At 69.2% G+C, this 23,638-nt stretch carries 20 protein-coding genes; 10 read left to right on the top strand and 10 right to left on the bottom strand.

Annotated elements, in window-relative coordinates; all coding sequences use genetic code 11:
- Positions 1-1,122 (bottom strand): CocE/NonD family hydrolase (locus ACJA3G_RS06790; protein ID WP_406551957.1); only part of this gene is annotated, 1,122 nt, incomplete at its 3' end.
- 179 nt (positions 1,123-1,301) lie between these two features.
- Here ACJA3G_RS06790 and ACJA3G_RS06785 point away from each other — a divergent pair.
- Positions 1,302-2,018 (top strand): TetR/AcrR family transcriptional regulator C-terminal domain-containing protein, encoded by a 717-nt coding sequence (locus tag ACJA3G_RS06785; RefSeq protein ID WP_406551955.1) that lies wholly within the window; start codon positions 1,302-1,304, stop codon positions 2,016-2,018.
- 44 nt (positions 2,019-2,062) lie between these two features.
- Here the strand turns inward: ACJA3G_RS06785 and ACJA3G_RS06780 are convergent, their stop codons facing one another.
- The 4 genes from ACJA3G_RS06780 to ACJA3G_RS06765 form a co-directional block, all read right to left on the bottom strand.
- Entirely contained in the window at positions 2,063-2,317 is a 255-nt protein-coding gene (locus ACJA3G_RS06780; RefSeq protein ID WP_406551954.1) for a helix-turn-helix domain-containing protein, read from the bottom strand.
- Positions 2,317-2,808 (bottom strand): DUF2975 domain-containing protein, encoded by a 492-nt coding sequence (locus ACJA3G_RS06775; protein WP_406551953.1) that lies wholly within the window; start codon positions 2,806-2,808, stop codon positions 2,317-2,319. The genes ACJA3G_RS06780 and ACJA3G_RS06775 overlap by 1 nt, the downstream gene beginning before the upstream one ends.
- Before the next feature lie 217 nt (positions 2,809-3,025).
- Complete coding sequence (locus ACJA3G_RS06770; RefSeq protein WP_406551952.1) at positions 3,026-3,400, bottom strand: VOC family protein; 375 nt, start codon at positions 3,398-3,400, stop codon at positions 3,026-3,028.
- Between the two features lie 321 nt (positions 3,401-3,721).
- A complete protein-coding gene (locus ACJA3G_RS06765; protein ID WP_406551951.1) occupies positions 3,722-4,717 on the bottom strand; it encodes a cytochrome P450 in 996 nt (331 codons plus the stop codon).
- A gap of 183 nt (positions 4,718-4,900) precedes the next feature.
- On the opposite strand from ACJA3G_RS06765, the gene ACJA3G_RS06760 reads away from it, so the two are divergent.
- Entirely contained in the window at positions 4,901-5,293 is a 393-nt protein-coding gene (locus ACJA3G_RS06760; RefSeq protein ID WP_406551950.1) for a hypothetical protein, read from the top strand.
- Between the two features lie 197 nt (positions 5,294-5,490).
- Here ACJA3G_RS06760 and ACJA3G_RS06755 read toward each other — a convergent pair whose 3' ends face one another.
- Positions 5,491-5,661, bottom strand: coding sequence for a hydrophobic protein (locus ACJA3G_RS06755; RefSeq protein ID WP_406551949.1), 171 nt, complete (start codon positions 5,659-5,661; stop codon positions 5,491-5,493).
- 335 nt (positions 5,662-5,996) lie between these two features.
- Positions 5,997-6,734 (bottom strand): alpha/beta hydrolase, encoded by a 738-nt coding sequence (locus ACJA3G_RS06750; RefSeq protein ID WP_406551948.1) that lies wholly within the window; start codon positions 6,732-6,734, stop codon positions 5,997-5,999.
- Between the two features lie 363 nt (positions 6,735-7,097).
- Between ACJA3G_RS06750 and ACJA3G_RS06745 the strand changes: the two genes are divergently transcribed.
- Together ACJA3G_RS06745 and ACJA3G_RS06740 are read left to right on the top strand one after the other, a co-directional pair.
- Positions 7,098-11,867, top strand: a complete 4,770-nt coding sequence (locus tag ACJA3G_RS06745; RefSeq protein WP_406551947.1) for a hypothetical protein — start codon at positions 7,098-7,100, stop codon at positions 11,865-11,867.
- A gap of 13 nt (positions 11,868-11,880) precedes the next feature.
- A complete protein-coding gene (locus ACJA3G_RS06740; protein WP_406551946.1) occupies positions 11,881-15,549 on the top strand; it encodes a hypothetical protein in 3,669 nt (1,222 codons plus the stop codon).
- A gap of 5 nt (positions 15,550-15,554) precedes the next feature.
- Here the strand turns inward: ACJA3G_RS06740 and ACJA3G_RS06735 are convergent, their stop codons facing one another.
- Positions 15,555-16,292: an SCO6745 family protein gene (locus ACJA3G_RS06735; RefSeq protein WP_406551945.1), complete on the bottom strand. Its 738-nt coding sequence runs from the start codon at positions 16,290-16,292 to the stop codon at positions 15,555-15,557.
- A gap of 79 nt (positions 16,293-16,371) precedes the next feature.
- Here ACJA3G_RS06735 and ACJA3G_RS06730 point away from each other — a divergent pair, with 79 nt between their 5' ends.
- From ACJA3G_RS06730 to ACJA3G_RS06715, 4 genes are all read left to right on the top strand, one after another.
- Positions 16,372-17,289: a LysR substrate-binding domain-containing protein gene (locus ACJA3G_RS06730; protein ID WP_406551944.1), complete on the top strand. Its 918-nt coding sequence runs from the start codon at positions 16,372-16,374 to the stop codon at positions 17,287-17,289.
- Between the two features lie 278 nt (positions 17,290-17,567).
- Complete coding sequence (locus ACJA3G_RS06725; RefSeq protein WP_406551943.1) at positions 17,568-19,070, top strand: alpha-L-arabinofuranosidase B; 1,503 nt, start codon at positions 17,568-17,570, stop codon at positions 19,068-19,070.
- 307 nt (positions 19,071-19,377) lie between these two features.
- Positions 19,378-19,677: a hypothetical protein gene (locus ACJA3G_RS06720; protein WP_406551942.1), complete on the top strand. Its 300-nt coding sequence runs from the start codon at positions 19,378-19,380 to the stop codon at positions 19,675-19,677.
- Positions 19,674-20,516, top strand: a complete 843-nt coding sequence (locus ACJA3G_RS06715) for an alpha/beta fold hydrolase (protein WP_406551941.1) — start codon at positions 19,674-19,676, stop codon at positions 20,514-20,516. Before ACJA3G_RS06720 ends, ACJA3G_RS06715 begins: the two co-directional genes overlap by 4 nt.
- A 176-nt stretch (positions 20,517-20,692) precedes the next feature.
- Here the strand turns inward: ACJA3G_RS06715 and ACJA3G_RS06710 are convergent, their stop codons facing one another.
- Positions 20,693-21,001 carry a beta/gamma crystallin domain-containing protein gene (locus ACJA3G_RS06710; protein ID WP_406551956.1) on the bottom strand — a complete coding sequence of 103 codons (309 nt, stop codon included), beginning with the start codon at positions 20,999-21,001 and terminating at the stop codon, positions 20,693-20,695.
- 719 nt (positions 21,002-21,720) lie between these two features.
- Between ACJA3G_RS06710 and ACJA3G_RS06705 the strand changes: the two genes are divergently transcribed.
- A complete protein-coding gene (locus ACJA3G_RS06705) occupies positions 21,721-22,284 on the top strand; it encodes a DUF4142 domain-containing protein (RefSeq protein WP_406551940.1) in 564 nt (187 codons plus the stop codon).
- A gap of 582 nt (positions 22,285-22,866) precedes the next feature.
- Positions 22,867-23,139, top strand: a complete 273-nt coding sequence (locus tag ACJA3G_RS06700) for a hypothetical protein (RefSeq protein ID WP_406551939.1) — start codon at positions 22,867-22,869, stop codon at positions 23,137-23,139.
- 130 nt (positions 23,140-23,269) lie between these two features.
- Here the strand turns inward: ACJA3G_RS06700 and ACJA3G_RS06695 are convergent, their stop codons facing one another.
- Positions 23,270-23,539 (bottom strand): hypothetical protein, encoded by a 270-nt coding sequence (locus tag ACJA3G_RS06695; RefSeq protein WP_406551938.1) that lies wholly within the window; start codon positions 23,537-23,539, stop codon positions 23,270-23,272.
- Between the last annotated feature and the right edge of the window lie 99 nt (positions 23,540-23,638).

Below are 23,638 nucleotides of genomic sequence, written 5' to 3'. Positions count from 1 at the left end.
GGGGTCCGCCGGGTCGTAGCGGAACGTCGTCAGGGGTGCCGAGTCCGCGGGTCCCTGTTGAGTGAGATGGCCGCCGGGGATGGGGTACCACGGGGTGGCAGCCGCGGCTGGCGGCCAGTCGCCGAGGTCCTGCCAGGTGTCTTCGCCGCCGACGTGCACCCGCACCGGGGTCGGGCGCAAGCCGGAGGCTTCGGCGTACAGGTGGGCGCGCAACCACGCCAGGCTCTCGGCGAACACCTCGGGCCATCCCTGCTGCAGGGCGGAGGTGTGGGTCCACGGGCCGACGAGCAGGGCCGTCTCGCATCCGGCCTGACGCAGTCGCTCGTACTGCTGGAAGGTCTGGTCGACCAGGGCGTCGTGCCATCCGGTGACCAGTGCTATGGGCACGCGGAGCCGCGCCGCCGACTCCGCCATGGACGCCCCGGTCCAGTAGGCGTCCTTGGCGTCGGGGTGCGCCATCACGGCGTCCAGCCACGGCACTTCACCCCCGAGGGCGGACACGTACGCACCACGCAGGGGCTGCGCGGTGGTGACGGCGCGCAGACGGCGCTGGAGGCGCAGTGTCGCCCGCAGGAAGGGTGCGATGCCCTGGTGCTGATAGGTCATGCCCGCGCCGACGGCGAGGGCGTTCTCCAGGCGCAGCGCGCCGTCCGCGTAGAACAGGGTGTGGGGGTCGTGCAGCCCTACTTGCACCACCATGGCCTTCAGTTCCGGCGGCGGATCCAGAGCCAGTGCCCATTGCACGTAGCCGAGGTAGCTGGGGCCCACGGTTCCCAGTGTCCCGTTGAACCAGGGTTGTGTACGTAGCCAGGACATGGTGGCCTGACCGTCGGCTGCCTCGTTGCGCCACAGGTCGAATGCGCCACCGGACCCGCCGGTGCCGCGGCAGCTCTGCAGGACCACGTGGAAGCCCTGCTCGGCGAAGAGCAGGCCGTACTGGGCGGACCACGGCAGGCCGCGGCCATAGGGCGAGCGGATCAGGAGAGTGGCGAAGTCGCCCTGCTCACGCGGGAAGTAGTGGTCGGTGATCAACGGGCTGCCGTCGGCGGCCGGCACCACCAGACCCGGCTCCCAACCGACTTCGTACCGCTTGGCCGGCAGGCCTCGCCACGTCGCTCTCATCATCCGCGAGGACAGCGGCGGCTTCCCCGCGGGCGGCGCCAAGACCGGGCCGGCCCCAGCGTCGGGCATGCGTGATGGCATCGTTCCCCTCCTCATTTCCGTACGATGTACGAGAATAGAGGATGCTTGGATGAGCTGGGCAAGAGCCACCGCGATCACCAGCAGAAGGAAGGCGAGACGTGCCCCAGGACGGCAGGCCCGGCGCCCCGGGCATCGACCCCGAAGAGCTCTGGCTGCGCGCCGCAGAGCCACGCCGCGGCCGTCGGCCCTCCTTCACGCGAGAGGCGATCACCGCGGCAGCCGTCGCCCTGGCGGACGCGGAAGGGCTCGACGCGGTCACCATGCGGCGAGTCGCCGGCGAGGTCGGAGCCGGTGTGATGTCGCTCTACAGCTACGCCCCCGACAAGGAGACGCTGCTGGAACTGATGGTTGACCATGTGAGCGCCGAACTCACTGTCACGGCTCCTCCCACCGGTGACTGGCGTGCGGACCTCAAAGCCGTGGCCCACTTGCAGCGCGCCCACATGCTGCGCCACCCCTGGTTGCCCGGCGCCTTGTCCACCCCTCGCGTTCCGGGACCCAACACGCTGGCATTCCTCGAACACGCCCTCGCCGTGCTGCGTCCCACCGCGCTGGACGGTGCGGCGAAGCTGGAGATCTTCGCCCAGCTCACCGCCTTCGTGGCCGGACACGTCGCCCACGAGATCGCGCAGGCCGCGGTCTCATCATCACCGGAACGGGCGGCGGCCACGGCCCGCTACCTCGCGGCTGTCGCGGCCGACGGCCACCACCCCGAACTCGCCGAAGCCCTCTCCGCCCCTGGACGCGCCCTCACCCCCGAGGCCACCTTCACCCGGTTCCTGGGTCGCCTGATCGACGGCCTCGACACTGGCTGATGCCAGCACCTACCGGAGGCGAGAAATCCTGAACAGGCACGTCTTTAACCTGCGGCCTCGCCAACCTTTTCGGTCTCCTCGGACTCCTCAGACCCCTCATCCTCCCAGCGCAGCAGATCCCCCGGCTGGCATTGGAGCACCTCGCAGAGCGCGGCGAGCGTCGTGAAACGTACCGCCTTGGCGCGGCCGTTCTTGAGTACCGCGAGGTTGGCGGGCGTGATCCCTATCCGGTCCGCGAGCTCACCCACCGACATCTTGCGCCTGGCCAGCATCACGTCGATGTCGACGGCGATCGGCATCAGATCACCTCGTTCAACTCGGCCTGCATCTGCGCCGCTTCGACGTCGCGGGCGACGGCTTGGGCGAGCAGCATCCGCAGCACGAGCACGATGAGCGCGACTCCCAGGATGGCCACACCGACCCCGCCCATGATGAGGGTGACGCCGGGGTCGTCCCGCTGGCCCGGTGCGTTGATGACCGTGACCGCGAACCACACCAGGGCAGCCGCCACGATCGCCCCGATCACACCGTCCACGTACCGGAAGGCGGCGTGCGAGAACACGGTTCCGCGCCGCACCATCGTCACCAGTCGCCAGACGCAGACCAGCGCGACCTGGACCGACACCATGCCCAGGATCGTGGCCACACGCAGCGCGGTCAGCGGGAGCGACCCGTCCTCCGGGTCGCTCCCGCTCACCAATGTCCACACCATCAGTACCTGCACGAAGGCGGTGCCCGCGAACACCACCCCGAGCACGGCGCGTAGCGCACGTACGGTCAGCTTCCCCATGGCCCACCCTTCCATCGAATCACGATGCGAATCTATCGAAATTCGATAGGTGAGGCAAGGGTGGGGCGGAGGGGTGGTGTCTTGTCCGTACGGCAGCGGGACCCGCCACGGGAGGCGGCAGGGGTCCCGCCGCTTCCCGTGGCAGGGCAGTTGCGTGGACCGTCCTGGCCCCTGTCGGGCCGGCGCCTGTCGGACTCGCGACCAGGCGCCGCCCCGGTTACAGGTACGGGCGGGTGATCAGCTCGATCGCGTGGCCGGCGGGGTCTTTGAAGTACACCCCGCGACCGCCGTGCTCGTTGTTGATCTCGTTGGGGCGTCGCATCTGCGGATCGGCCCAGTGCTCGACACCGCGATCTACCAGCCGCCGGTACGCCCGGTCGAACAGCTCGTCGTCGATCAGGAACGCGTAATGCTGCATCTGGATCTCCACCGGCGGCTCGGCGAACTGCAGCAGCACCCCGTCGGAGAGCTGGATGTTGGTGAACGGACCCCAGGACGGCGCTTCGGGGAGTTCCAGCAGCTCGCGAAAGAACCGGGCCGACTCGTTGCGGTCCTTGGCGGCGATGATGGTGTGATTGAACGTGACTGTCATTCAGCTGACCTCTTTGTGGTTCGGCACGGAGAACGGACGCGTAATGCACGAGCGTCGGGAGGTCCGCGTGCCGAACTGAGGGGGTGCCTTCTGTGCACCCGCTGTGCGATCAGCCCACCACCGGGTGGCCAATCCGTGTGTGGCGTAGTGCCGGTCCGGTGTTCACGTCGGGTGACCTTACTTGATCTTGCCGACCGCGACAACAAGTTGGCGATCTGCCGGAGCAACCTGCCGGTGACGTCAACCGGTATCGCTCGAACACCAACCCATCGTTCCTACTCACCAGCTGCCGGGAGCAGTTACGAGGTGCGATGCAGGCCCCTACCGGCTGGGGGACCATGTGACAGGGAGGTCGACGGGGCCCCGGATGAGGACATCGGTCTGCCACGCGACGTTTTCGGAGGGAACAGCGAGACGCATGGTGGGGAACCTGCCGGTCAGGGTGTTGACCAGGATCTCCGCCTCCATCCGTGCCAGGAGGGGGCCGACGCAGGCATGGGGACCGAAGCCGAACGCCACGTGCGGCAGTCCCTTGCGCTCGAAGTCGATTCGGCCGGGATCGGGGTACACGCGTTCGTCCCAGTTGGCAGCCACATAGGAGACGTAGACGAACTCTCCCTCGCGAATCAGTACGCCACCCACTTCTACGTCCTCCGTGGCGACCCGGGGCTGTCCGACGCCGTGCTTGTGGGGGATCCAGCGCAGGAGTTCGTCCACGGCCGGAAGGATCTGGCCGGGATGTCGGTGTAGCCAGTCTCTGAGCTGCGGCTGCGTGAGCAGGACGAACATCATGTTGGTCACGTTGTTGCACACGGCGTGCCAGCCGTTGAGGCCCATGAGCGTGGCCAGGGCCAGGAGCTCTTCCTCGTCGATCCGCCCCGCGTCCACCGCGGCCACCAGCGCGCTCATGACGTCCTCGCGCGGCTCGGCGCGGCGCTGGGCCGCCAGCGAGCTGAAGTAGGCGCGGGCCGCCTGCTTGGCTTCTTCGGCCCGGAGCGCCTGAGCGTCATCCGAGGCCCGTGTCAGGATGGTCTGCGCCCATGCCCGGATCTGGGGCTGGTCCCCGGCTGGAATGCCCATCACCTCGCTGATCATGCCCAGGGCGAAGGGTGAGATGACGTGGCGCACGAGGTCGGCGGGTGCGCCGACGGCTTCCAGCTCACGACAGCGTTCTTCCATGAGCTGATGCGCGCGGATCCGGTGCCGGTCGATGCCGCGCTGGGTGAAGTAGGGGGCGACCACGGAGCGGACCCGGGCGTGGTCGGGCGGGTCGACGAAGCTGACGGCACGGTCCAGGGGGATGAAGTGTTTGGTCATCTTGGGAACGGAGCGACCCAGGATGTCCCGGCTGAATCGTCGGTCAGAAGTGACAAACCGAACGTCCTCGTGCCGAGTGACGAGCCAGCACTCTCCTGTGCCGTGCGGAAGGCGGATCCGGGACACCGGCGCGTCGGTCAGGGATTCCCACAGGAAAGGATCGAAGTCCAGGCCAGGAAGGTCATGGACGTCATAGACGCGGACATCGTCGCTTTCGGACACGTCAACCTCCCGGTAATGGCGTTCACCGCGAGGCTGAGTCTGGGGTATCAGGGCGTCCGATGGGATGCGCTGGAGGAAGTGTCATACTTCCGGGCGGAGTTGCACGCGTGTTCGGCGCGTTTATGGCACGACCAGGGCGCGTTGAGCTCCGCGGGACGTGGACAGCGTGGCGTTCTTGATCTGTGGGTATCTCATGGCGGCGGCCGACTTGCTTCAGGAGCGGGGACAGCGGCAAAACCCCTCACCGCGCGGCCGACGGACTCCAAACAGGGCGTGCTCAAGGTCTGCGACTTCCGACACCTCAGCCTCCCCCAGCACCAGGTTGACGGGGCACTCAACGCCTTCCACCCGTGAGAGCCTCACGACTACCCACGGTGCGTACGGATTCCGGTGCGCCGTACCCGTACCCGGCTTGCTCCCGATACGCCCGGGCCGTCCCGCACTTCACGCGATAGGTGTCCGCGGGCACGACGTGGGGCCCGGCCGTTCCCGGCCGGGCCCCACGTCAACCTGCGTCACCAGCGGTGATCCTCACACCGAGGAGTACCCGCCTACCAGCGGTACCAGCGGCCCCGACGACCGCCACTGTCCGCGGACCGGGCAACGAAGCCCAGGAGCCACACGGCCAGCACGATCACCGCGATCCACCACAGTGCCTTCAGTGCGAAGCCCGCACCGAAGAGGATCAAAGCCAGCAGAAGAACGAGAAGCAGCGGAACCATTGTTATCAACCTCCTGGCCATCGGATGCCCTTACATCGCCCCTACATGCATACGAACTATGAGTTTCTGCAGCGAAGTTCAGGGCACGCGCATGCGCCATGACGTTGCCCGCGTTACGGCGTCTGATGCGTCACGAGCAACCCACGCCCCCGCACCTCGACCTCGGTCACCGTCGCGGTCGCGGTCGCGGTCGCGGTCGCGGGAACACTTCCCCTGCCGAGTCGGCAGGGGCCAACGGCACCAACCGCACAACAGGATCGCCGGGGGTGTTCCCGCGACGAACGGCATCCGGGTCAGCACGGCCTACCCTCAGAGGGTTGCGGAGTGGCCCGGTCTCACTTCAGGTGCCGGGTGAAGAACTGGGCCGCGGCCTCCCCCGCGAACTGTGGGACGCCAGTGTGGCCGCCGAGATTGGCGTGCAGGGTTTTCTCCCGCGTGCCGAAGGCGTCGAACAGGTCCAGGGCCGCCTGCCGGTCGTTCCCTTCGTCGTCCCACTGCAACAGGACATGTAGCGGAATGGTGACCTGGCGGGCCTCCTCGAACATGGCACGGGGTACGAAACTCCCGGCGAACAACACGGCCGCCGAGATACGCGGCTCCACCACCGCCAGCCGTACCCCGATGGAGATCACTCCCCCCGAGTACCCGACCGGACCGTCGACCTCAGGCAGCGCGAGGAGGGCGTCCAGGGCGGCCTGCCATTCCGGGACGCTCTTTTCCACGAGCGGGAGGATAAGGGCCTCGATGATCTCGTCGCTGACCGGCTCACCCGCCTGCAAGGCCCGGCGCATGTCGGCGCGCGCCTCCTCGACGGCCGGCCAGCGGGGCCGTTCACCGCTCCCGGGGAGTTCGATGGTGGCGGTGGCGAAGCCGTCCGCAGCGGAGTGCCGGGCCCGTCCCGCCAGCCGGGGGTACAGCTTGTGCAGACCGCCCGGGTGGCCGAGCAGGATCAGCGGCACCGGCGCGGATACGGACGCCGACGCGGGCGTCCACAGGATTCCGGGGATGTCGCCGAGGGTGAATGCGCGCTCGATGACATCGTCGTCGAGGCTCTGTTCAGAAGTGAAGTGCATGGTCGTGCCTTTCGGGAGTGCTCAGAGCGGCGCTCCCGGACGACCTGCCTAGCGTCCGACCGTGACCCCGGAGGGGAGCACCCATGTCGATTCTGCGTTCACGGGTACCACCTCCTCGTTCTCTCGCACGGCCACCGGAAACGTAGCAGCGGTCGCGGTGGCCCGCCAAACGGATTACCGCGCGAGGTTGCGGATCGAACGGAACGTGCGGTCCGGCGGTGCCGCCATCGGGTCCACGAGGCGCGTTCGACAACCTCGGCAAGGCGTCGCACCATGGAAACAGAGCGCGCGGACCGCCCTCCGGAAGGTCACCGACCCATGCGTCCGGTCCTCGACACGCCTCATTCCCTCCGCGGAGTTCCGATGCGTCGCTCCGATCTGCTGACCCTGCTCATCACCCACACCGGTGATCTACGACCCGGTGACGGAAGCACCCACGCAGAACTCACGGACCTCCGCCGCGCAGTCCTCACCGCCGCGCCGAACGCCGTGCCGGACGGGCACCGCTCCTCGGACTCCGTACCGGACGGGCACCGCTCCTCGCAGCCGGCGCCGGACGAGGCCTTGCGCCAGGAACTGGAATACCTCGTCGAATCCCACATCGCCGGCAACACGGCTGCGCAACCCGGACTGCGCCTGTGGCGGCGCGGGACGCCCGGCGACGGCGGCACCCCGCCGGACTGGGCCGTCGCGATGCGTCCCGAGCGTACCTTCGGCCCGTTCCTGGATTCCGAGGGCCGACGCGTCTGGTACGACCTGTTCCATGCGGCCGAGCGCTGGTTCACGGTCCGGTTCGGAAGTGGGGGGCCCGTACTGCTCGCGCTGCCCTGGGAGCCGCGCCCGGACGAACGGGACCCGCTGACGGCCGACATCCCGGCGGGCACGGTGTGGATCTCCGCCGGTCGCCTGGACCCGGCAGCACCCGCCGACGCATGGGCGGGGCTACGGATCACGTCCGGGACCTTTGCCGTCCGGGGTCCGGCGCACTACGAGCCGGGTGAACTGGTCCTGGATCGCGGTTCCCGGATCGGCCTGGGCCTGGAGCCCGATCCCACCACCGTCCCTGGCCCCGAGGCGGGACCGGGGGCCGAAGCCGCACGGTGCGTCTTCGAACCTCCCGCCACCGCGGGCTTCGTCCTCGATCCGGAAGGCGCCGCCACCGTGGGCGAGTTGACCGCTTCGCTCACCGTGTACGGCACGCGTGTGGTCCTTCGGCGTCCCTCCACCGCCATCGCCAGGCCGAAATACAGCGCGGAGGGACAGTGCGTCCTCGTTCCGTTGATGGCGGCTCCCGCACACTTCCCGGTCACGGACACCCGTGCCGAGCTCTTCACCCCGTCCGGTGCGGCGGACATCCGGCGGGCCGACTGGAGGCTGCCGGTGACGACCGTGCCGGGCTCGGAACTGGGCGAGGCGAAAGGAGCGGGTGCCCTCCACCTCGGCCTGGGAGAAGGATTGAGTGCCGTATGGCGGGGGCTGGAGGGCGGACCGGCCCGGCTGGGCGCCGTGGACGTCCTCCTGGACGGCGGGTCCCTGAAGTTCACGGCGAGCGGCGTCGATGCCCGCCGGTGCCATCAGACATGCCGGCTCTGGCAGGACAGCCAGGGCAGGGATGCGGTCGTGGACGTCTCCTTCGCGGCGTCGGACGAGCTGTCCTACGGCAGTTACTTCGCGGGCGCGGATACGTTCCAGACGGCGGTCACCGCCCGTACGCACCTGGACCGGCCTCGGCCGGCCGCCGGCAAGCCCCTCGACAGTACGTGGAAGGGGTTGTACGCAACGCTTCACGACGGTGACGGCGTGGCCCTCACCCTCGTTGCCGGTGCGGAGGATGCACACCCGGACGGCGGGCTCCAGCCCATGGCTCTGGCTCTGCGCAACGCGCTGCTGACCGTTCGGCCACCGGAGCAGCTGTTGCTCGGCGGCCGTTTCACCGTTCCGGGCCGGCTGGGTGCTGGTGCGTTGCAACTGCGCTTCGGGCTGCTTCAGTTGGTGCCCATGCTGCCGGACCCGTACGCGGCGAACTTCACCCCACGTCCCGAACGTCGCGGAGGTTTCGACACGCAGGTGTGGACGCGCGTCGCGTGGTCCACGCCCGCCGACGCCGCCCTGACGATGAAGCTGGCCACGGGCCTGGGCACCGAGACGGATGGTGTTTCCGGGACGCTTTTCCCGTCACCGCAGAGTCTGCCGATCGCCTCGGGGCAGCGCGAGGACGGGGATGACTTGCTCAAGTACTACGAGGACCGGGTCCGCGGGCAGCGCCACTCGGGCCTCACCCTCCTCGATGTCTCCTCGGCCGCCGACCAACTGGGTGTCGGGCTGGCCCTGGAGGGCGACGAATTCATTCCGGTCAGCCTGGACTCACTCGCGCTGCACACGACAGCGGCGAAGACTTGCGTCCTGCTTCTGCCGCAGTTCCAGTGGGAGCCGGTGCACAACCTCCCGAACCATCTGACGGGCGACACCGACCGGATGCTCACCTGCGACACCGACGGCGGACCGACGCTGATCGCCTCGAACTCGGTGACGTTGGTGCCGGTGGCACCGGTGGAGGTGGCCTCCGAGATCGTACGGGCGTACGCAGAGGGAGACACCGGCAGCAACGGCAACAGCAACCAGGAAGGCCGCGGCGCCGGTGTGCTGTTCACACTGCCGTTCGGTTTGAAGGCGGTGGTGGAACTCAACCCCTGCGACCACAGGTACGAGATCAAGCCCAGCCTGCTGCTGTTCCAGGCCCAGTTCGACGGGCTCGGTGGTGAGCGTCAACTCAGCCTGCGGGCGGGGTCCTTGCCCGCGTCCAGGGAAGAGGGAGCCCCGCCGAGGCCGCCGCAACTGGACGGCCGCACGGTGCAGACGATCACCTACCCGGGGCCCACGTCCTCCGTCCTTGGAACGGAGCTGTTCCGGGACACCTTCAATGGCCTCTTCCAGCAACAGGTACCCCTGTCCCGGATCGACTTCGGAGGATATGGCGCGACGCTCTTCAGCCGGTGGGTGAATGAACGCCCCGAAGACGTTGTGTACATCAGTCAGGTCGCGTTCGACGCCTTCCACGGGCGCACGGCCTACGAGCGGATTCAGCTGACCAGCATTCTCGAACCCTGTGACGCCGTCGTCGTACGGATCATCACCCTGGAACGCCACGGCAGCGGAACGGTCGTGCGCTGGGACAGTGGCTGGCTGGCGACCACGCCCGGCCTGTTCCGCAATCCGTACGTCGACCACGTCGTCCATCCGGGCGTGGTGCACGGCATGTTCGACATCCGGGAGATCCGCGACACGGACCACCACGTGATCCTCTCCAAGGACGGGAGTGGCGCCACTCCCGACATGCAGGCGGTCTACTACGACGCCGACATCGAGATCGAGGGCGTTCAGCAGGGCCAGGGCCCCGGTGGCCGCGTCCCGGCCCGCCGTCAGCTGGGCTTTGTCCAGTGCATCAAGTTCGACCCCAAGACCCCCGTCTCCGAGCTCGGCGTCGGTGCTCTGACCCCGGAGCAGCTCCAGCAGCTCTTCGACATCGCGGGCCCGATCGGCGGCCCCGTCGACTGCACCGTCCGCGTCGGCGACTCGCCCCACACCATGCGTGTCACTGGGGTGTACGCGCACAATGCGGGCAAAGCGGACCCCAGCGGTACGACCGGCAAGCCCGAGTTCGCCGTGGCCGTCCACGGCAGCCCGAACCTGCCCGGGGCCGGTCAGTGGAGCGTCGTCCGCACCGACGCCGGCATCGAGGCCAAGTCGGTCGCTCCGGTGGACGCGGGCCTCGGGGTGCCCCTCATCCGCAGGAACGTTGAGCCGGACGTCGCGTACCCGCTCCGTTGGGCGGATGCGGCGGACTTGTTCACCAGCGGTTCTCGTTACGTGTTGCTGTTCGCGGGGGAAACCGGTCGGATCCTGTACCCGTGCCCCCAGGTCGAGCACGGGCAAACCGAGATTTCGAGTACCGCGAATCCGTTGCTCGCGGACGCGTACTGCATGTTGCGCACGACGGGCCTCTTCCCCTCACTCGACGAGAGCATCCCCTTCGATGCGCCGTATCCACTGTCCGTCGCTTCGGGGCAGCTTCGGTTCGACCCTGAGAAGGTCGTCTTCAAGCGGAAGGGCAATGACCTCGAACGGCGACTAGTGGAAGGCGTCGGATGGCGCGCGGACGCCGTCTACGACAAGGGCAAGGAGTTCGTCGTCGACACCGCGAACGGCTGGACGGTGGATGTTCCCCGCATCGCGCAGAACTTCACCGTCGAACCGTTCGGTGAAGTCCTGTCCGTCATCCACGACCTCCACTCCCCCGCAGTCGGCCCCACCGACTTCCCTGCTCCCGAGGTCCATCCGGGCGGGGCACTTCAGGACGTCGCGGACGTGCTCGACCTGCTCAACAATCTGGTGCCGGGCACGAACGACGCGGGGGAGGACGTCCCCGGGCTCCCCGGATCGCTGCACGTCACCGCATCGCTCAGCGGCACCGCGTTCCGGCTCGACGCGGGCGCCGACTTCAGGCTCGAAGGGCCCGACGGCGAGGGGGTGGATTGCGGCGTCGGCAAGGTGCGCGGTGCGCTCAGCCTCGGCGCCGACCTGACCGCTGATCTGCTCGCCGCGAAGACCGGAGGCTCGGTCCTCTTCGAAGTGACCGGCAGCTACCAGCAGTTGATTTTCCCTGCCGTCTACGCAGGAGGACAGCTACGGTTCAGCATCCGCGGCGACGCGTCCGGCAAGGCTGCCGTGGAGATGGAGGCCTGCGCGGCCGGTTCGGTGGGCGGCACACTCATCCCCCTCCTCATCGACCTCGAAGCGGGCGTCCAGTACGGGTACTTCATCGGCGTCACCGAACAGCACCGCTACCGGCCCGGTGCTGTGCTCGGCCTGTCGGGGCGCGCCATGCTGCTGTCCGGCCTCCTCGGCTTCAGCTTCTCGACCGAGGGACGGCTCATCATCAACCGGGTGAGCTTCGACCCAGCACATCCGGAGAACGCCGAGGTGAGGCTGCGCGGCGACATCCTCGTGGCCGGCACGGTCACCGTCGCCTGGGCGGTGAAGAAGAGGAAGTCCTTCCGCACCACCTACGACGTCCCACTGAACTGGAAGGCCTTCGGCATCGCCGCCAAGGCCGGCATCCTTCCCGTGCCCTGACCTGGGAGCCTCGATGGCCATCACCAGCGCGCCCCTGAACCTCCTGGTCTTCCCTCAGCGGTGGCGCCCGAAGGCGGCCACCCCGACGCTCGAACTCGCCGTCCTCGCCCTGCCGCAGGGCGACCCGCGCTCACCCTTCCACAGCACGGAAACCCCCTTCGCCGACGCCGACCTCACCTTCGAAGCCGTCCTCGTGCCGTCCCTCGACGCTTTGCCGACCCCCGCTTCGGCGTCCGCGATCCGCTACGCGCTCCCCACGGTCCAGCCGCCGCGCCGACGCCGGCTGTTCGACAAGCTCGCCACCAACTTCGTCATCCGGCCCGACACGGAGGAGACGGAGGACCCTCCCGCCAGCGTCATGAAGTTCCTGCCCACCAGCTACCAGGACGCGGTACACCGCGCGGACTTCGAAGGCGACTGCTTCGTCACCGACCAGTCGTACGAGTGCGCGCTCAAGACACTCCCGGACGATCCGCCGGACGATCCGCCCGACTCCCGGCTCGAATGGGAGGAGATCCTGGCGATGGTGCTGCGGCAGCCCCGGCTCGCCCGCGAACTCGGACTCATCCACCCGGCGGACCTCGCACTGCCCGGCGGCAACCCCTTCGCTCAGGGCGGCTACCTCTTCGCCGACCTCGCCGCCACGAGCGCCTACCGCGCCGCGGTGGATGCCGACCCCGGTCTGCTGGCCCGGTTCGCCGCCCGCGTCCCCCCGCTCACCGACACGGCGGAGCGCCCTGTCTTCGCCTCGGTTCTCTTCCCCGTCGGTGAGAGCGGCGACTTCGACGAGGTTTTCGCCGAGGCCGACGCCTACGACGGCGGTTTCGCCCGTGCGGTGCACGGCGCCCAGGCGCGCAGCTCCGCCCGGACCGAACCGGGACCCGAACCGCCGCCGACCGCGCTGCCGCCGGTCAAGGACACCGGGGTGCGACTGGGCTGGGACGACGAACAGGTGACGGTCTGGCTCAACCGGCAGTTCGGCAAGAACGCCCGCAGCCTCGCCGCCGACGCGCCGGGGGCCCCGCTCGGTGTCGCCGGATACCGTGTCGACGTACGCGAGGACGGGCACCCGCAGGCGCCCTGGACCTCGCTCGTGGCCGTCGAGGGCGACCTCGAACTCGACGGTATCGATCTCGGCGCCTTCGACGGCGAACTGGCCGTGGAGACCGTCCCCGTCAGCCACGACTCGCAGGCAGACGGTTACTTCTGGCTGCCCGGCTACTTCGCGGCGTGGACCGGAGGATCTCTCGTGCTCACCGATCCGCAGGCGTTCGCCCTCACCGGCGACACCACCGGTCTGGGGAGCCACGCCGTCTACCGCTCCGTGGGAGCCGACCAGGTACCGCTGCTGTACGGGCACACCTACCAGTTCCGGGTACGCCTCATGGATCTCACCGGCGGCGGACCGACGTCCGCCGACGCCCACGACCCGGACGCTCCGGCACCGGTCGGGGTGGTGCCGTTCCGCCGGTTCGTCCCGCCGGGCCCGGTCCGTGTCGCCGTACCGGTCGGGCTGACGTCCGACGGCACCACGGCGGCCTGGGAGGTGCGCCGCCCCCTCCTGGGGTACCCGGACGCCGTGTTCACCGGAGAGCCGGACGCCATGAAGAAGCTCCTGGACGACGCGTCCCGGGCCAAGTCGGACGAACGCGAAGCCGCGCTGCCGGATCCCGATGTGGCTCAGCTCCGGATCGACGTCCTGGCCCGCACCCTCACCGGCGACCCGGCCGCCGACTCCGCGACCGCTCGCCCCTATGTGCCGCTCTACTCCGTGCTGAAGCCGTTCCCGGCGGATACCTCCCAGCCGCTCACGCTCCGCGCGGTCTTCCAGGACACGCACCACGCGGACGACCTCGCCACGACCCCGCCCGGCGACCTGGACCCGCTGCCCCTGCCCACGGCCCGGGACGTCCGGCTCGTCCTCACCCCGGTCGGAAGTCCGGACCCGGCGCTCGGCTACTGGGGCGCGCAGCGCTCCCGCATCGGCGCCGCACCGGTCGCCCTCGCTACCAGGGCGCCGTCCCGCGACGAGACGGACCTGCTGCGGGAACCCGGTGACGGCCGCCCGATCCGGGCCGTCTTCCTCCAGCCCGATCCCCCGACCGGACCCGCCCAGGACGCCCAGCTCGGCGCCACGGGCCTGCGCCACGAGGCACCGACGGACCTCGTGGACCGCCTCGCACACGAACTGGGGCTGGCCCGGTCCGGCCTCACCCTGTCGGCACGCGATGGCACCCGACTGGTCCTCGGGGCAGCCGAAGGGCTACGGCACACCCTCGGCCCCGACCGCTCCGCGATCACCCTCGCCACCAAGGACGACCTCACCCGGCACTGGCTGATCTGCGTCCACCAGGTCATCGACCGGGACTGGACCTGGGACGCGCCGGCCCCCGTCGCCTTCGAGGTCCGCCGGGACGGCGCGGTCGTGGGAGAGCTGACGCTGCCGGAGGCCGTGAGCCGGGAGACGGCCGCGCACGCGGACCGCGCACGGACCGAACTCCTCTTCATCGACACCTACGATCCGAAACCCACCGGTGGCGCACCGCCCCGGACGACGCAGCTCGTGTACACCCTCACACCGAAGTTCCGCCTCCCGTCCCCCTTCCCGAAGTGCGACCCCGACCCCGTCTGGCACCTCACACTGCCGATCACGACACCTCCGACGCAGGTCCCGCGGCTGCGGTCCGCGGGCTTCGCCGCCGGTGAGTACGTACGTGACACCGCCCGGTACACCTCCACCGGGGAACGGCGCCGCATGCTCTACCTCGAACTCGACGGGCCGCCGGCCGACCCGCAGGACTGCTACTTCGCGCGGGTCCTCGCCCGGGGCCCCGACCCGATGCTGCTGGACGGGGCAGGGTCCCTGCCCGACCCGGCGGAGCCGCCACTCGACCTCGGTGAACCCATCCGGGTCAGCACGCCGAGCAGCTCCGACGACCGTGCCGGACTGACCCTGATGCAGCCGCTGACCGAGTCCGACGACCCGCGGAGCGGTCCGCCGGGCGAGGGCCGCCGCTATCTGCTCCCGCTGCCGGAAGGCCTTGACGCGGACTCCCCCGAGCTGTTCGGGTTCTTCGTGTACGAGCTGCGGGTCGGCCATGACGCCACCCGCTGGAGCACCGCGCACGGCCGCTTCGGCCTGCCCCTGCGGGTGGCGGGCGTACAGCACCCGCCACCACAACTGCGCTGCGCGGTCACGCGCACGGACGTCGAGGTCCGCGTCGGCGCACCGCACGCCGTTCCCGTCGACAACGGCGTCGACGTCCGCCCGTTCCCGCCCCGGACGCGGATCGGCGCACTGTTGTACGCCCAGGTGATCCAGGCCGACGGACAGGACTGGCGCAACGTCCTGCTGCAGACGCAGTACGCCACCGCGGCCGACGAAGCCCCCCACGACGCGGCCGACCGCCCCTTCTTCCAGAGCATCGTCGTCTTCCCCCACACCACCATCCGCCAGCGCCTGACCGCCCTGGGCCTGCCGGACGACGCCTCGCTGAGCGTGGTGGCCGTCGAGCTCCTGCCGGCGCGCACCGGAGAACCGCTCGGCACCGACTTGGGCGGCACACGGGTGCTACGGACCTCCCCGCTCACGCCCGTCCCGGAGGTCTGCACACCCGTCAAACCGCTGGTCGCGCTGGGGCATCCGCCGGGTGCCACAAGGGCGGCCCCGCCGCGCCCGTAATCCGTTCACGGCGTCGCCGTGTCGGTCAACGCGCCCACGAGCAGGGCGAATTCGGTACGTTGCCGGTCGGTCAGGGTGGCGTAGAGGGGCGCCTGCAGCTCATCGGTGAGCTGCTCGGCACGCTGCCATCGAGGGATCAGGGGCGCGGTCGCGGGGTGTGGCTCCTGCCAGCCGTAGCCGGTTGCCTGCGCGGCGCCGAGGTTGATGACCATGGCATCTCGGGCGCTCAGTCCGCACGCGCGTACCGCCGCCAGATGGCAGGCGCCCCGGTGTTCCCGCAGGACGTGAATGCGCTGCATGGCCGCACCGACCGGGTCGTTGCCGGGGAGGGGGTGCGCGCGCCAGCCTGCGAACAGGGGAAGTGCGTCGGCGTCGGCGGCGTCGATCAGCTGCTGCGCCAAGCGGTTGAAGTGCTCCACGTCGGCGTCGGTGGAGATGTGGGAGCGCCCCCACGTACGGACGGCCCGGGCGTAGCAGGCCGCCGCTTCCTCTGCCGGCATCACGGCCCGTCCCGCCACCCAGCCGGCCGTCACCAGGTCCGGGCCGAGGAAGCCCTGCACCGCTTGGACCACCGGGGCCGGTACTTCGCCCAGCACCCCGAACCGGCCGCGGCAGTAGAAGCCGCGCCCCGGGGAGAACCCGGCACGCAGGCCCACGGCGGCGGTCGCCTCGTCGGACATGAACTCATCACCGAAATCGTGGATGGGCCGGGTAACCGCGGCGATGCACTCGAAGATCTCCATGCGCTGAAGGTCGCCCACCTTGACTCAACAGGTCAAGGGGATGATTTCTAATGAAACCCTTTAGGTAATCTATCGAGTCATGCTGGATATCCGCCGTCTGCACATGCTCAGAACTGTCGCCGCCCGGGGCTCCATCGCCGCCGCCGCCCAGGCACTGGCCCTGTCCCCCGGCGCCGTTTCCCAGCAACTGTCCGCCCTGCGGCGCGATGTGGGAGTCGATCTGCTGCGCCCCGACGGGCGAACCGTGACCCTGACGGAGGCGGGCCGGGTGCTCCTCGAACACGCCGACCGGATCCTCGCCGCCGTACAGGAGGCCGAGAGCGCGGTCGCGGCGGTCAAGGGGACGGTCGGCGCCACCGCCACGCTGGCCGCACTGCCGTCGACCGTCGGCGCGATCGTGGCTCCCGCGCTGACCGCACTGGCCGCACGCCACCCCCAGCTCACCGTGAGCTGCCTCCTCACCGACCAGGCGCAACTGCGGGAACTCACGCTGGGCACCGTCGATGTGGTGCTCGGGCAGCGCTATCACGACCTGCCCGACAGCACGCCCCAGGGCATCGAGGTCTTCCCGCTGCTCGACGATCCCCTGCTCGTCGTCACCGCCGTCGGCCAAGCCGGAACGCGGCCCGTGGCCCTGCGGGAACTGGCCACGCACAACCTCGCCGTGCCGCCGCCCACCACGGACTGCGGACAGGCCATCCTGCACGCCTGCCACCAGGCCGGCTTCACACCCACGACGCGCTACGTCAGCGCCGACATCGCCGCCCAGCTGGCCCTCGCCCGGGCCGGTCTGGCGACCGCGCTCATCCCCCGCACCGCCATCGATCCGGCCACACCCGGAATCCGTATGGCACCCCTCGCCGATCGCCCGATCGTGCGCACGCTTTTCGCCGCGACGCGTCGCACCGAGACCGCGAACCCGACGACCAGGGCTGTCATCACCGCACTGAACACCGCTGCTCGGCAGGGTGGCGGCACCCCTCTCCCGGCGAGCTAGGGCGGGCCCTTGCGGGCCAGGGAATCGGCGCTCCGCGTCCAAAGTGTTGACAGTCAGGGGGAGTTACCTATTATCAATCCTCGTCCGTAATCGCGACCATCGTTCGACATTTCGAACAGCAGGATGTCATGTACATGCCTGTCGGGGCCTCTGGACTCCTTCGCCTGCGTCGGTGAATGCCGCCGCCCTCACCCACCCCCGGGAGAGAAACCATGTCTGTGGGATCGGTTCGCTCAAGGCCGACCAGGCCGTTGGCTCTACTGGCGCTCGTGCTGGCCATGGCCGCAGCTCTGCTCGGCGGTCAGGTGTCCGCCGGCAGCAGGGCCGCAGCCGCCGGCTCGCTGCCCTGTGACCTGTACGCCGCCGGTGGCACGCCCTGCGTCGCCGCACACAGCACGACCCGCGCCCTGTACTCCTCCTACAGTGGCCGTCTGTACCAGATCAAGCGCGCCTCGGACGGTTCCGTGCGCGATATCGGCGTGCTCGGCGCGGGCGGCTACGCCGACGCCGCCGCGCAGGACGCGTTCTGCGCGGGGACGAGCTGCCTCATCACCGTCCTCTACGACCAGTCCGGCCGCGGCAACCACCTCACCCAGGCACCGCCCGGCGGGTTCCAGGGCCCCGCGGCGGGCGGGTACGACAACCTCGCGGAAGCCTCCGCCGCACCCGTCACCGTGGGCGGCCACAAGGCGTACGGCGTCTTCATCGCCCCTGGCACCGGGTACCGCAACAACCAGACCAACGGCATCGCGACCGGAGACCGGCCGGAAGGCATGTACGCGATCCTCGACGGCAGCCACTACAACGGCGGTTGCTGCTTCGACTACGGAAACGCCGAGACCAACAGCCGGGACAACGGCAACGGCACGATGGAAACCATCTACTTCGGCAACAGCAAGGTCTGGGGCTACGGGACGGGCAACGGCCCCTGGGTCATGGCTGACCTGGAGAACGGCCTGTTCTCCGGAGTCAACCGCGGCTACAACGCCAACAACCCCAGCGTCAGCCACCGCTTCCTGACCGCCCTCGTCAAGGGCGAGCCGAACCACTGGGCGATCCGGTCCGGAAACGCCCAGTCCGGCGGCCTGTCCACCGCGTACAACGGCCCCCGCCCCAACGTCGCCGGATACAACCCGATGAAGAAGGAAGGGGCCATCATCCTCGGCATCGGTGGCGACAACAGCAACGGTTCCGCCGGCACCTTCTACGAGGGCGTCATGACGTCCGGCTATCCGACCGACGCCACCGAGAACGCTGTGCAGGCCAACATCACCACGGCCGGGTACACCGCGTCCTCAGTGGCCGGCGCGCCCACCGCGGGTTCCCGGGTCTCGCTGCGCGCCACCACCCCCTGCTGCACCAACGACTACCTCCGGCACAACACCGCCGACAACAACGCCGTGATCGCGGCAACGTCCGCTTCCAGCCCGGCCGCCGACAAGGCCGCCGCCACCTGGATCGTGCGCGCGGGCCTGGGCGACGCCTCCTGCGTCTCCTTCGAGTCCGCCGACAAGCCGGGACAGTACCTGCGCCACTACGACTACCGGCTGCGCGTCGACAGCATCGGCGACGGCCTGTCCCGACAGGACGCCACCTTCTGTCCGCAGGCCGGCCACCACGGCCAGGGCATCTCGCTCCGGTCCGCCAACTACCCCAGCGACTTCGTCCGCCACTACAACTACGCCACCTACATCGCCGGCGACGGCGGCCCGAACGCCTGGGACAGCGCTACCTCCTGGTCCGACGACACGAGTTGGACCGTGACCTCCCCCTGGGCCTGACCCAAACCTGCTGGACGATGGACCCCATAGGCCTCCGGCGGCGGACTGGGGTCCATCGCCTGCCGCCGTTCGGGAGAGCGCGTCTGGTCCCCGTGACCCGTGCCCGGAGTCGGTACCGCCCTCCAGGTCCGGAAAGAGCGTTGCCCGCCCGGCTCGTGGCGTCCGACAAGGAGTCTCCCTCCCCAGGCCGCTTCGGCCGGCGCGGGCTTGCGGGCTTGTTGGGCTGGCGGGCTTGGCCGATCGGCACGACCCACGCGCACGAGCGAGTGAGCGATGAGTTCGGGCGGCGGATCAGGTCTGCCCTGACATGACTCGAATCACCGGCCATCTCCAGGCTGACACCTCAGTGCCTCTCTACGGCTACGTCACCAGACCCGGTCCCAGCCCGGACACCGGTTCGGACAACGGCCCGGACACCGGTGCCGAGGCCCTGCGCACGCGGTCGTCTTCCGGCGACCCCGAAGGCCGTCAGGGGATGCCCGAAGGGACCGCTCGGCGGGGCTTCGTCGCCGCTCGCCGTCATCTCTTCGACGGCGTCGACGGGCTCATCTGCGGCGGCCCCACCATCGTCCCGGCCGGTCTACAGCGTCTTCCGGTGACCCGATGAGCACTCTCCACGTCAATGAGATCACCTTGGGCATCGAGTCGTTCGGTGACGAGGACGCGCCACTCGTCCTGCTCGCGGGCGGGACGACGATGCTCTCCTGGCCCGACGCGCTGTGCGAGCGCCTCGCCGCCGGCGGGCGCCGGGTAGTGCGCTACGACCTGCGCGACAGCGGGGAGTCGACGACGGCGGATCCGCAAGCACCCACCTACACCTTGCGCGACCTCGCCGCCGACGCGGCGGCTTTGGTCGACGCGCTCGGCGGCCGACCCGCGCACCTCGCGGGGACCGGTGTCGGCGGGATGGTCGCCCAGGTGGCGGTGCTCGACCATCCGGGGGCGTTCTCGGCACTCACCCTGGTCGGCACCCGCGCGGTCGCCCCCGGCCCGCCCGATAATGACCTCCCCGGCCATGACGAGGAGGCGATGGGCCGACTGTTCACACGTCCGATGCCCGATTGGGCCGACCGCGAGGCGGTCGCGCAGTTCGTCGCCACCGGTGCGGAGATCCTCGGCGACGACCCCGTGGCCGCGCGCGCAACCGCCGCGCGCATCTGGGACCGCACGCCCGGCACCGCACCCCCGCTCCAGATGGCCAACCAGATGGGCATGGCGTTTTCCAGGCTCGACTGCACACCCCGCTGGCGCGAGCGTCTGCGCGAGATCGAGACCCCCACGCTTGTCGTCCACGGCCACCGCAATCGGTTCTTCCCCGTCGGCAACGGCGAGGCGATCGCGCGCGAAATTCCCGGGGCACGGCTACTCGTCCTCAAAGAGGCCGCCACGGCGATCCCCGAAGGGGCGGTCGGCGACGTAACGGAGGCGATGCTCGCGCTCGGGTAAAGAACGGACGCGAAAATACCGGAAAGTGTAGGCCACGTGAAATCACGTGGCCTACAACGATGATCCGGCCAGGAGTGAATTCATCCGATGGGAAATTCACTCAGGACAGGAAGATGACGGGCCCGCAGAACGTGAGTCGACGCGGTCTCCCAGAACACCACCTGCCCGCTCGACCGTTACAGGATTTCGATGTCCTTGACGCGCGGGGGACGGTTCGGGAAAGTAATGTCCGTCCACCGGTTGATACGGACCGAGTCGCCGTTCACGTCGTAGTAGATGAGATCGTTGTTGCCCGTCGAGATGCGGTCGACCCACCAGCTGCCGAAGGACTTCCGCCCCTTGTTGGCGTAGCAGTCCACGCTGCTCTTGCCGTCCAGGTGCGACCAGATCTTGAGGAAGTTCTCCCCGCCACGGCACTCGACGTGGTCGATGGCGAACGCGTTGCCCGTCGGCATGGCCACCGTCACGGCCGTGGTGGCGGCCATCGCCACGAGCACGGAGCGCGCAACCCTCTCCGTCTTTGAGATCACAAGTTCTCCTTCATTCGATGTCGAACGGGGAGGCCACATCAGGGTCGCAGAAAGGAGGGCATACTAAAAACATTTCCGTCCACCTCAACGCGAGTCTTTCGTGGTCTCGTCTCTCTCTTGCTGGGCTTGCCTGACGAATATCACGCGAGACAGCTGCACATGGCAATCATTCACGGCTGCGGGGGCCGGAATGCTCCCCTAAATGTCTAGATCGAGACTGTGCGGGGCTGTCATTTTTTCCATCCCAGGTATCCGTTTTTCGTTCGCCAAGAAGACGGCACCGCCTTCCCCCTTGCTCCGCGCGCGCGGAACGGATTTCCTGACCCTCGCGCACCGGACCTTTCCTCGGGCGTACGGCCCACCGCTCACCCCTTGAGGGAACGGACACGCCACCTCCTCGTTGCAACCCCTTACTTCTTGTACCGACCATGCACATCACCGGCCAAGGGCTGAACGGGCAGCCCGGGAGGCACGCTCGCTGCCCCGGCGGCGCACCTGGGTATCACGCCGACCGCACGGAAAAGCCGTCCCACCCCGTCACGCACGGTGACGTAAACGCGCGCCTGAGTGACGATCGGCTTAGCCTGACCGGGGAGGTGCCCAGGCCCGGACAGACTCCGAGCCGTTCAGCACTCGTCGGGTCCTCCCCCAGTCCACGGATACGTGGAGGTTCCATGCGACTCGCCCACATGTACTCAGCAGCTGCCGCATCCGCAACGCTGGTTCTGGCCGGCGCCACGACCGCGTTCGGTGCGCCCAGCCCGTCCCCGGCCGCGGCCCCGGACACGGTCTTCCTGCAAACGATCCACCAGGCCAACCTCGCGGAGATAGCCGCGGGCAAGGACGCCCGTACACACGCGAAGAGTGCCTGCGTGAAACAGGTCGCCGCAATCCTCGTGCGCGACCACACCATGCTCGACAACAAGGGCGCGGCTCTTGCCAAGACCAAGGGTCTGTCGCTGCCCAACGAATCCACAGCGGCCCAGCAGAAGCAGTTGAGCGCGCTGAGGTCGAAGAACGGCACGACCGGCTACGACACCGCGTGGCTCAAGGACCAGGCCACCAGCCACCAGCAGGCCCTCGCCCTGATCGACAAGGAAGTCTCCACGGGCAAGGACACGCAGATCCGCGCGGCGGCCAAGGCGGCGAGGCCGGTGGTCGCCGGACACCTCAAGATGGTCCAGGGCGGCACCTGTCACATGCCGACCCCCTCTTCCAGCGCCTCGCCCCAGCGGTAAGCGCGGAGCCCGCACAAGCCAGGTCTCACAGCCGTAGGACGGCCCCGCCGCTCCGGCGGTGCGCGGCCGAAGAGAGCGCAGACCGGCAGTGCGGTTGGGCCAACGGCCCTGAATGCGACGGGCGCGTCCTGTCCACGGTGAACGCCGTGGACAGGACGCGCCCGTTTGGTCGGTCTCCGAGGGCCCCTGGCCGGTGCTGTGCGGTGCCAGCCGGGCCAGACATTCACCGTTGGTCACGCCGGGGATGACGTCCTGGCCCCCGTCGCGAAGAGCAGCGGGGCCGCGTCCGGCGAGTCGGGAGCCGCCACCCCCGATCGGGTGGCTTATGGACCGACCCCGCACGTTCAAGGCGAGGCGACCGGAAGGATCAGGTCTGCTGTTGCCGTCGGGAGGGGCATCCGGCCCGACGCGACCAAGGGAGGAAACATGGTGGGAACGAAATGGTCTGCCGCTCCATGGGGCGCGGGGCTTGCCCTGCTTGCCGTCATGGCATCTGCGGGAGCACCGGCGGTCGCTCACGGCCAGACACCGCGTCAGATGGCCGGGCGCGTTGTTCTCACGAATGCGGACAACGGCAGGACCGTGCCCGCGCATGTGGGTGACGACATCGAAGTCACTCTCCCCGGCTACCGCGAAAACGGGCTCAGCTACAGCTGGAGCATCCCGGCCAGCGACTCGCCCGTACTGCATCGGACCACGGGCAGCACGACCCCGATGGGCGCCGCCTCCGCGCGATTCCATGCCGTGGGGGACGGAGTCGCCATCCTCAGCGCTCAGCGGCACTGCCGCCCCGGCGCGGGTCACGTCTGCCCTCTTGTCGTCACACCCTGGAAGGTCACCGTGGAGGTGAAGTGACCGATTGACGGGACCGGCGGGGCTTGGGGCGTGGTGGAGGGACGGATCCTTGTCCGCTTCCACGTCCGCTTCCAACCAGTCCTGCCGGGCCCACAGCCAGAGCGCGGGCCGCCAAGACCCACGCCCCCGCTCAGCAGCGCACCAGCTTGCCGCTCTTCAGAGTGGACTTGTCGCTGAAGAGCCAGCCTTCGGTGGTCGTGCCCTGGATACGGGCGTAGATCCACTTGTTGCCCTGGGCATTGGTGACGTAGCAGTGGTAGTACACCTTCACGCCGGACTTGACCACGGTCACATAGGAGCACACGGCGTACGGCCCGGTGTAGAGGTGGGTGTTCTGGGACACGTAGCCGTAGCCGTCACTGCGGTTCGAGTGGGCCCAGCCGGTGCACGTCGTCGACACCGGGACCGGCTCCTTCACCGTGGAACTGGGCGTGGTCTTCGGCGAATCGGAGGGGGAAGCGGTCGGCTTGCCGCCGGGCTTCGGCGTTGCCCCTGCCCC

The sequence above is a fragment of the Streptomyces sp. YS-3 genome, from assembly GCF_045257485.1.
Lineage (GTDB): Bacteria > Actinomycetota > Actinomycetes > Streptomycetales > Streptomycetaceae > Streptomyces.
This window is presented reverse-complemented; position numbering and strand designations above follow the sequence as displayed.

Excerpts from the sequence above, each read along its gene's own strand:
- ACJA3G_RS06715 (WP_406551941.1), top strand. The coding sequence starts at position 19,674 with ATGAGCACTCTCCACGTCAATGAGATCACCTTGGGCATCGAGTCGTTC.
- ACJA3G_RS06755 (WP_406551949.1), bottom strand. The coding sequence starts at position 5,661 with ATGGTTCCGCTGCTTCTCGTTCTTCTGCTGGCTTTGATCCTCTTCGGT.
- ACJA3G_RS06740 (WP_406551946.1), top strand. The coding sequence starts at position 11,881 with ATGGCCATCACCAGCGCGCCCCTGAACCTCCTGGTCTTCCCTCAGCGG.
- ACJA3G_RS06720 (WP_406551942.1), top strand. The coding sequence starts at position 19,378 with ATGACTCGAATCACCGGCCATCTCCAGGCTGACACCTCAGTGCCTCTC.
- ACJA3G_RS06735 (WP_406551945.1), bottom strand. The coding sequence starts at position 16,292 with ATGGAGATCTTCGAGTGCATCGCCGCGGTTACCCGGCCCATCCACGAT.
- ACJA3G_RS06780 (WP_406551954.1), bottom strand. The coding sequence starts at position 2,317 with ATGCCGATCGCCGTCGACATCGACGTGATGCTGGCCAGGCGCAAGATG.
- ACJA3G_RS06770 (WP_406551952.1), bottom strand. The coding sequence starts at position 3,400 with ATGACAGTCACGTTCAATCACACCATCATCGCCGCCAAGGACCGCAAC.
- ACJA3G_RS06745 (WP_406551947.1), top strand. The coding sequence starts at position 7,098 with ATGCGTCGCTCCGATCTGCTGACCCTGCTCATCACCCACACCGGTGAT.
- ACJA3G_RS06760 (WP_406551950.1), top strand. The coding sequence starts at position 4,901 with ATGGACGTCATAGACGCGGACATCGTCGCTTTCGGACACGTCAACCTC.
- ACJA3G_RS06775 (WP_406551953.1), bottom strand. The coding sequence starts at position 2,808 with ATGGGGAAGCTGACCGTACGTGCGCTACGCGCCGTGCTCGGGGTGGTG.
- ACJA3G_RS06750 (WP_406551948.1), bottom strand. The coding sequence starts at position 6,734 with ATGCACTTCACTTCTGAACAGAGCCTCGACGACGATGTCATCGAGCGC.
- ACJA3G_RS06725 (WP_406551943.1), top strand. The coding sequence starts at position 17,568 with ATGGCCGCAGCTCTGCTCGGCGGTCAGGTGTCCGCCGGCAGCAGGGCC.
- ACJA3G_RS06730 (WP_406551944.1), top strand. The coding sequence starts at position 16,372 with ATGCTGGATATCCGCCGTCTGCACATGCTCAGAACTGTCGCCGCCCGG.
- ACJA3G_RS06765 (WP_406551951.1), bottom strand. The coding sequence starts at position 4,717 with ATGACCAAACACTTCATCCCCCTGGACCGTGCCGTCAGCTTCGTCGAC.
- ACJA3G_RS06705 (WP_406551940.1), top strand. The coding sequence starts at position 21,721 with ATGCGACTCGCCCACATGTACTCAGCAGCTGCCGCATCCGCAACGCTG.
- ACJA3G_RS06710 (WP_406551956.1), bottom strand. The coding sequence starts at position 21,001 with ATGGCCGCCACCACGGCCGTGACGGTGGCCATGCCGACGGGCAACGCG.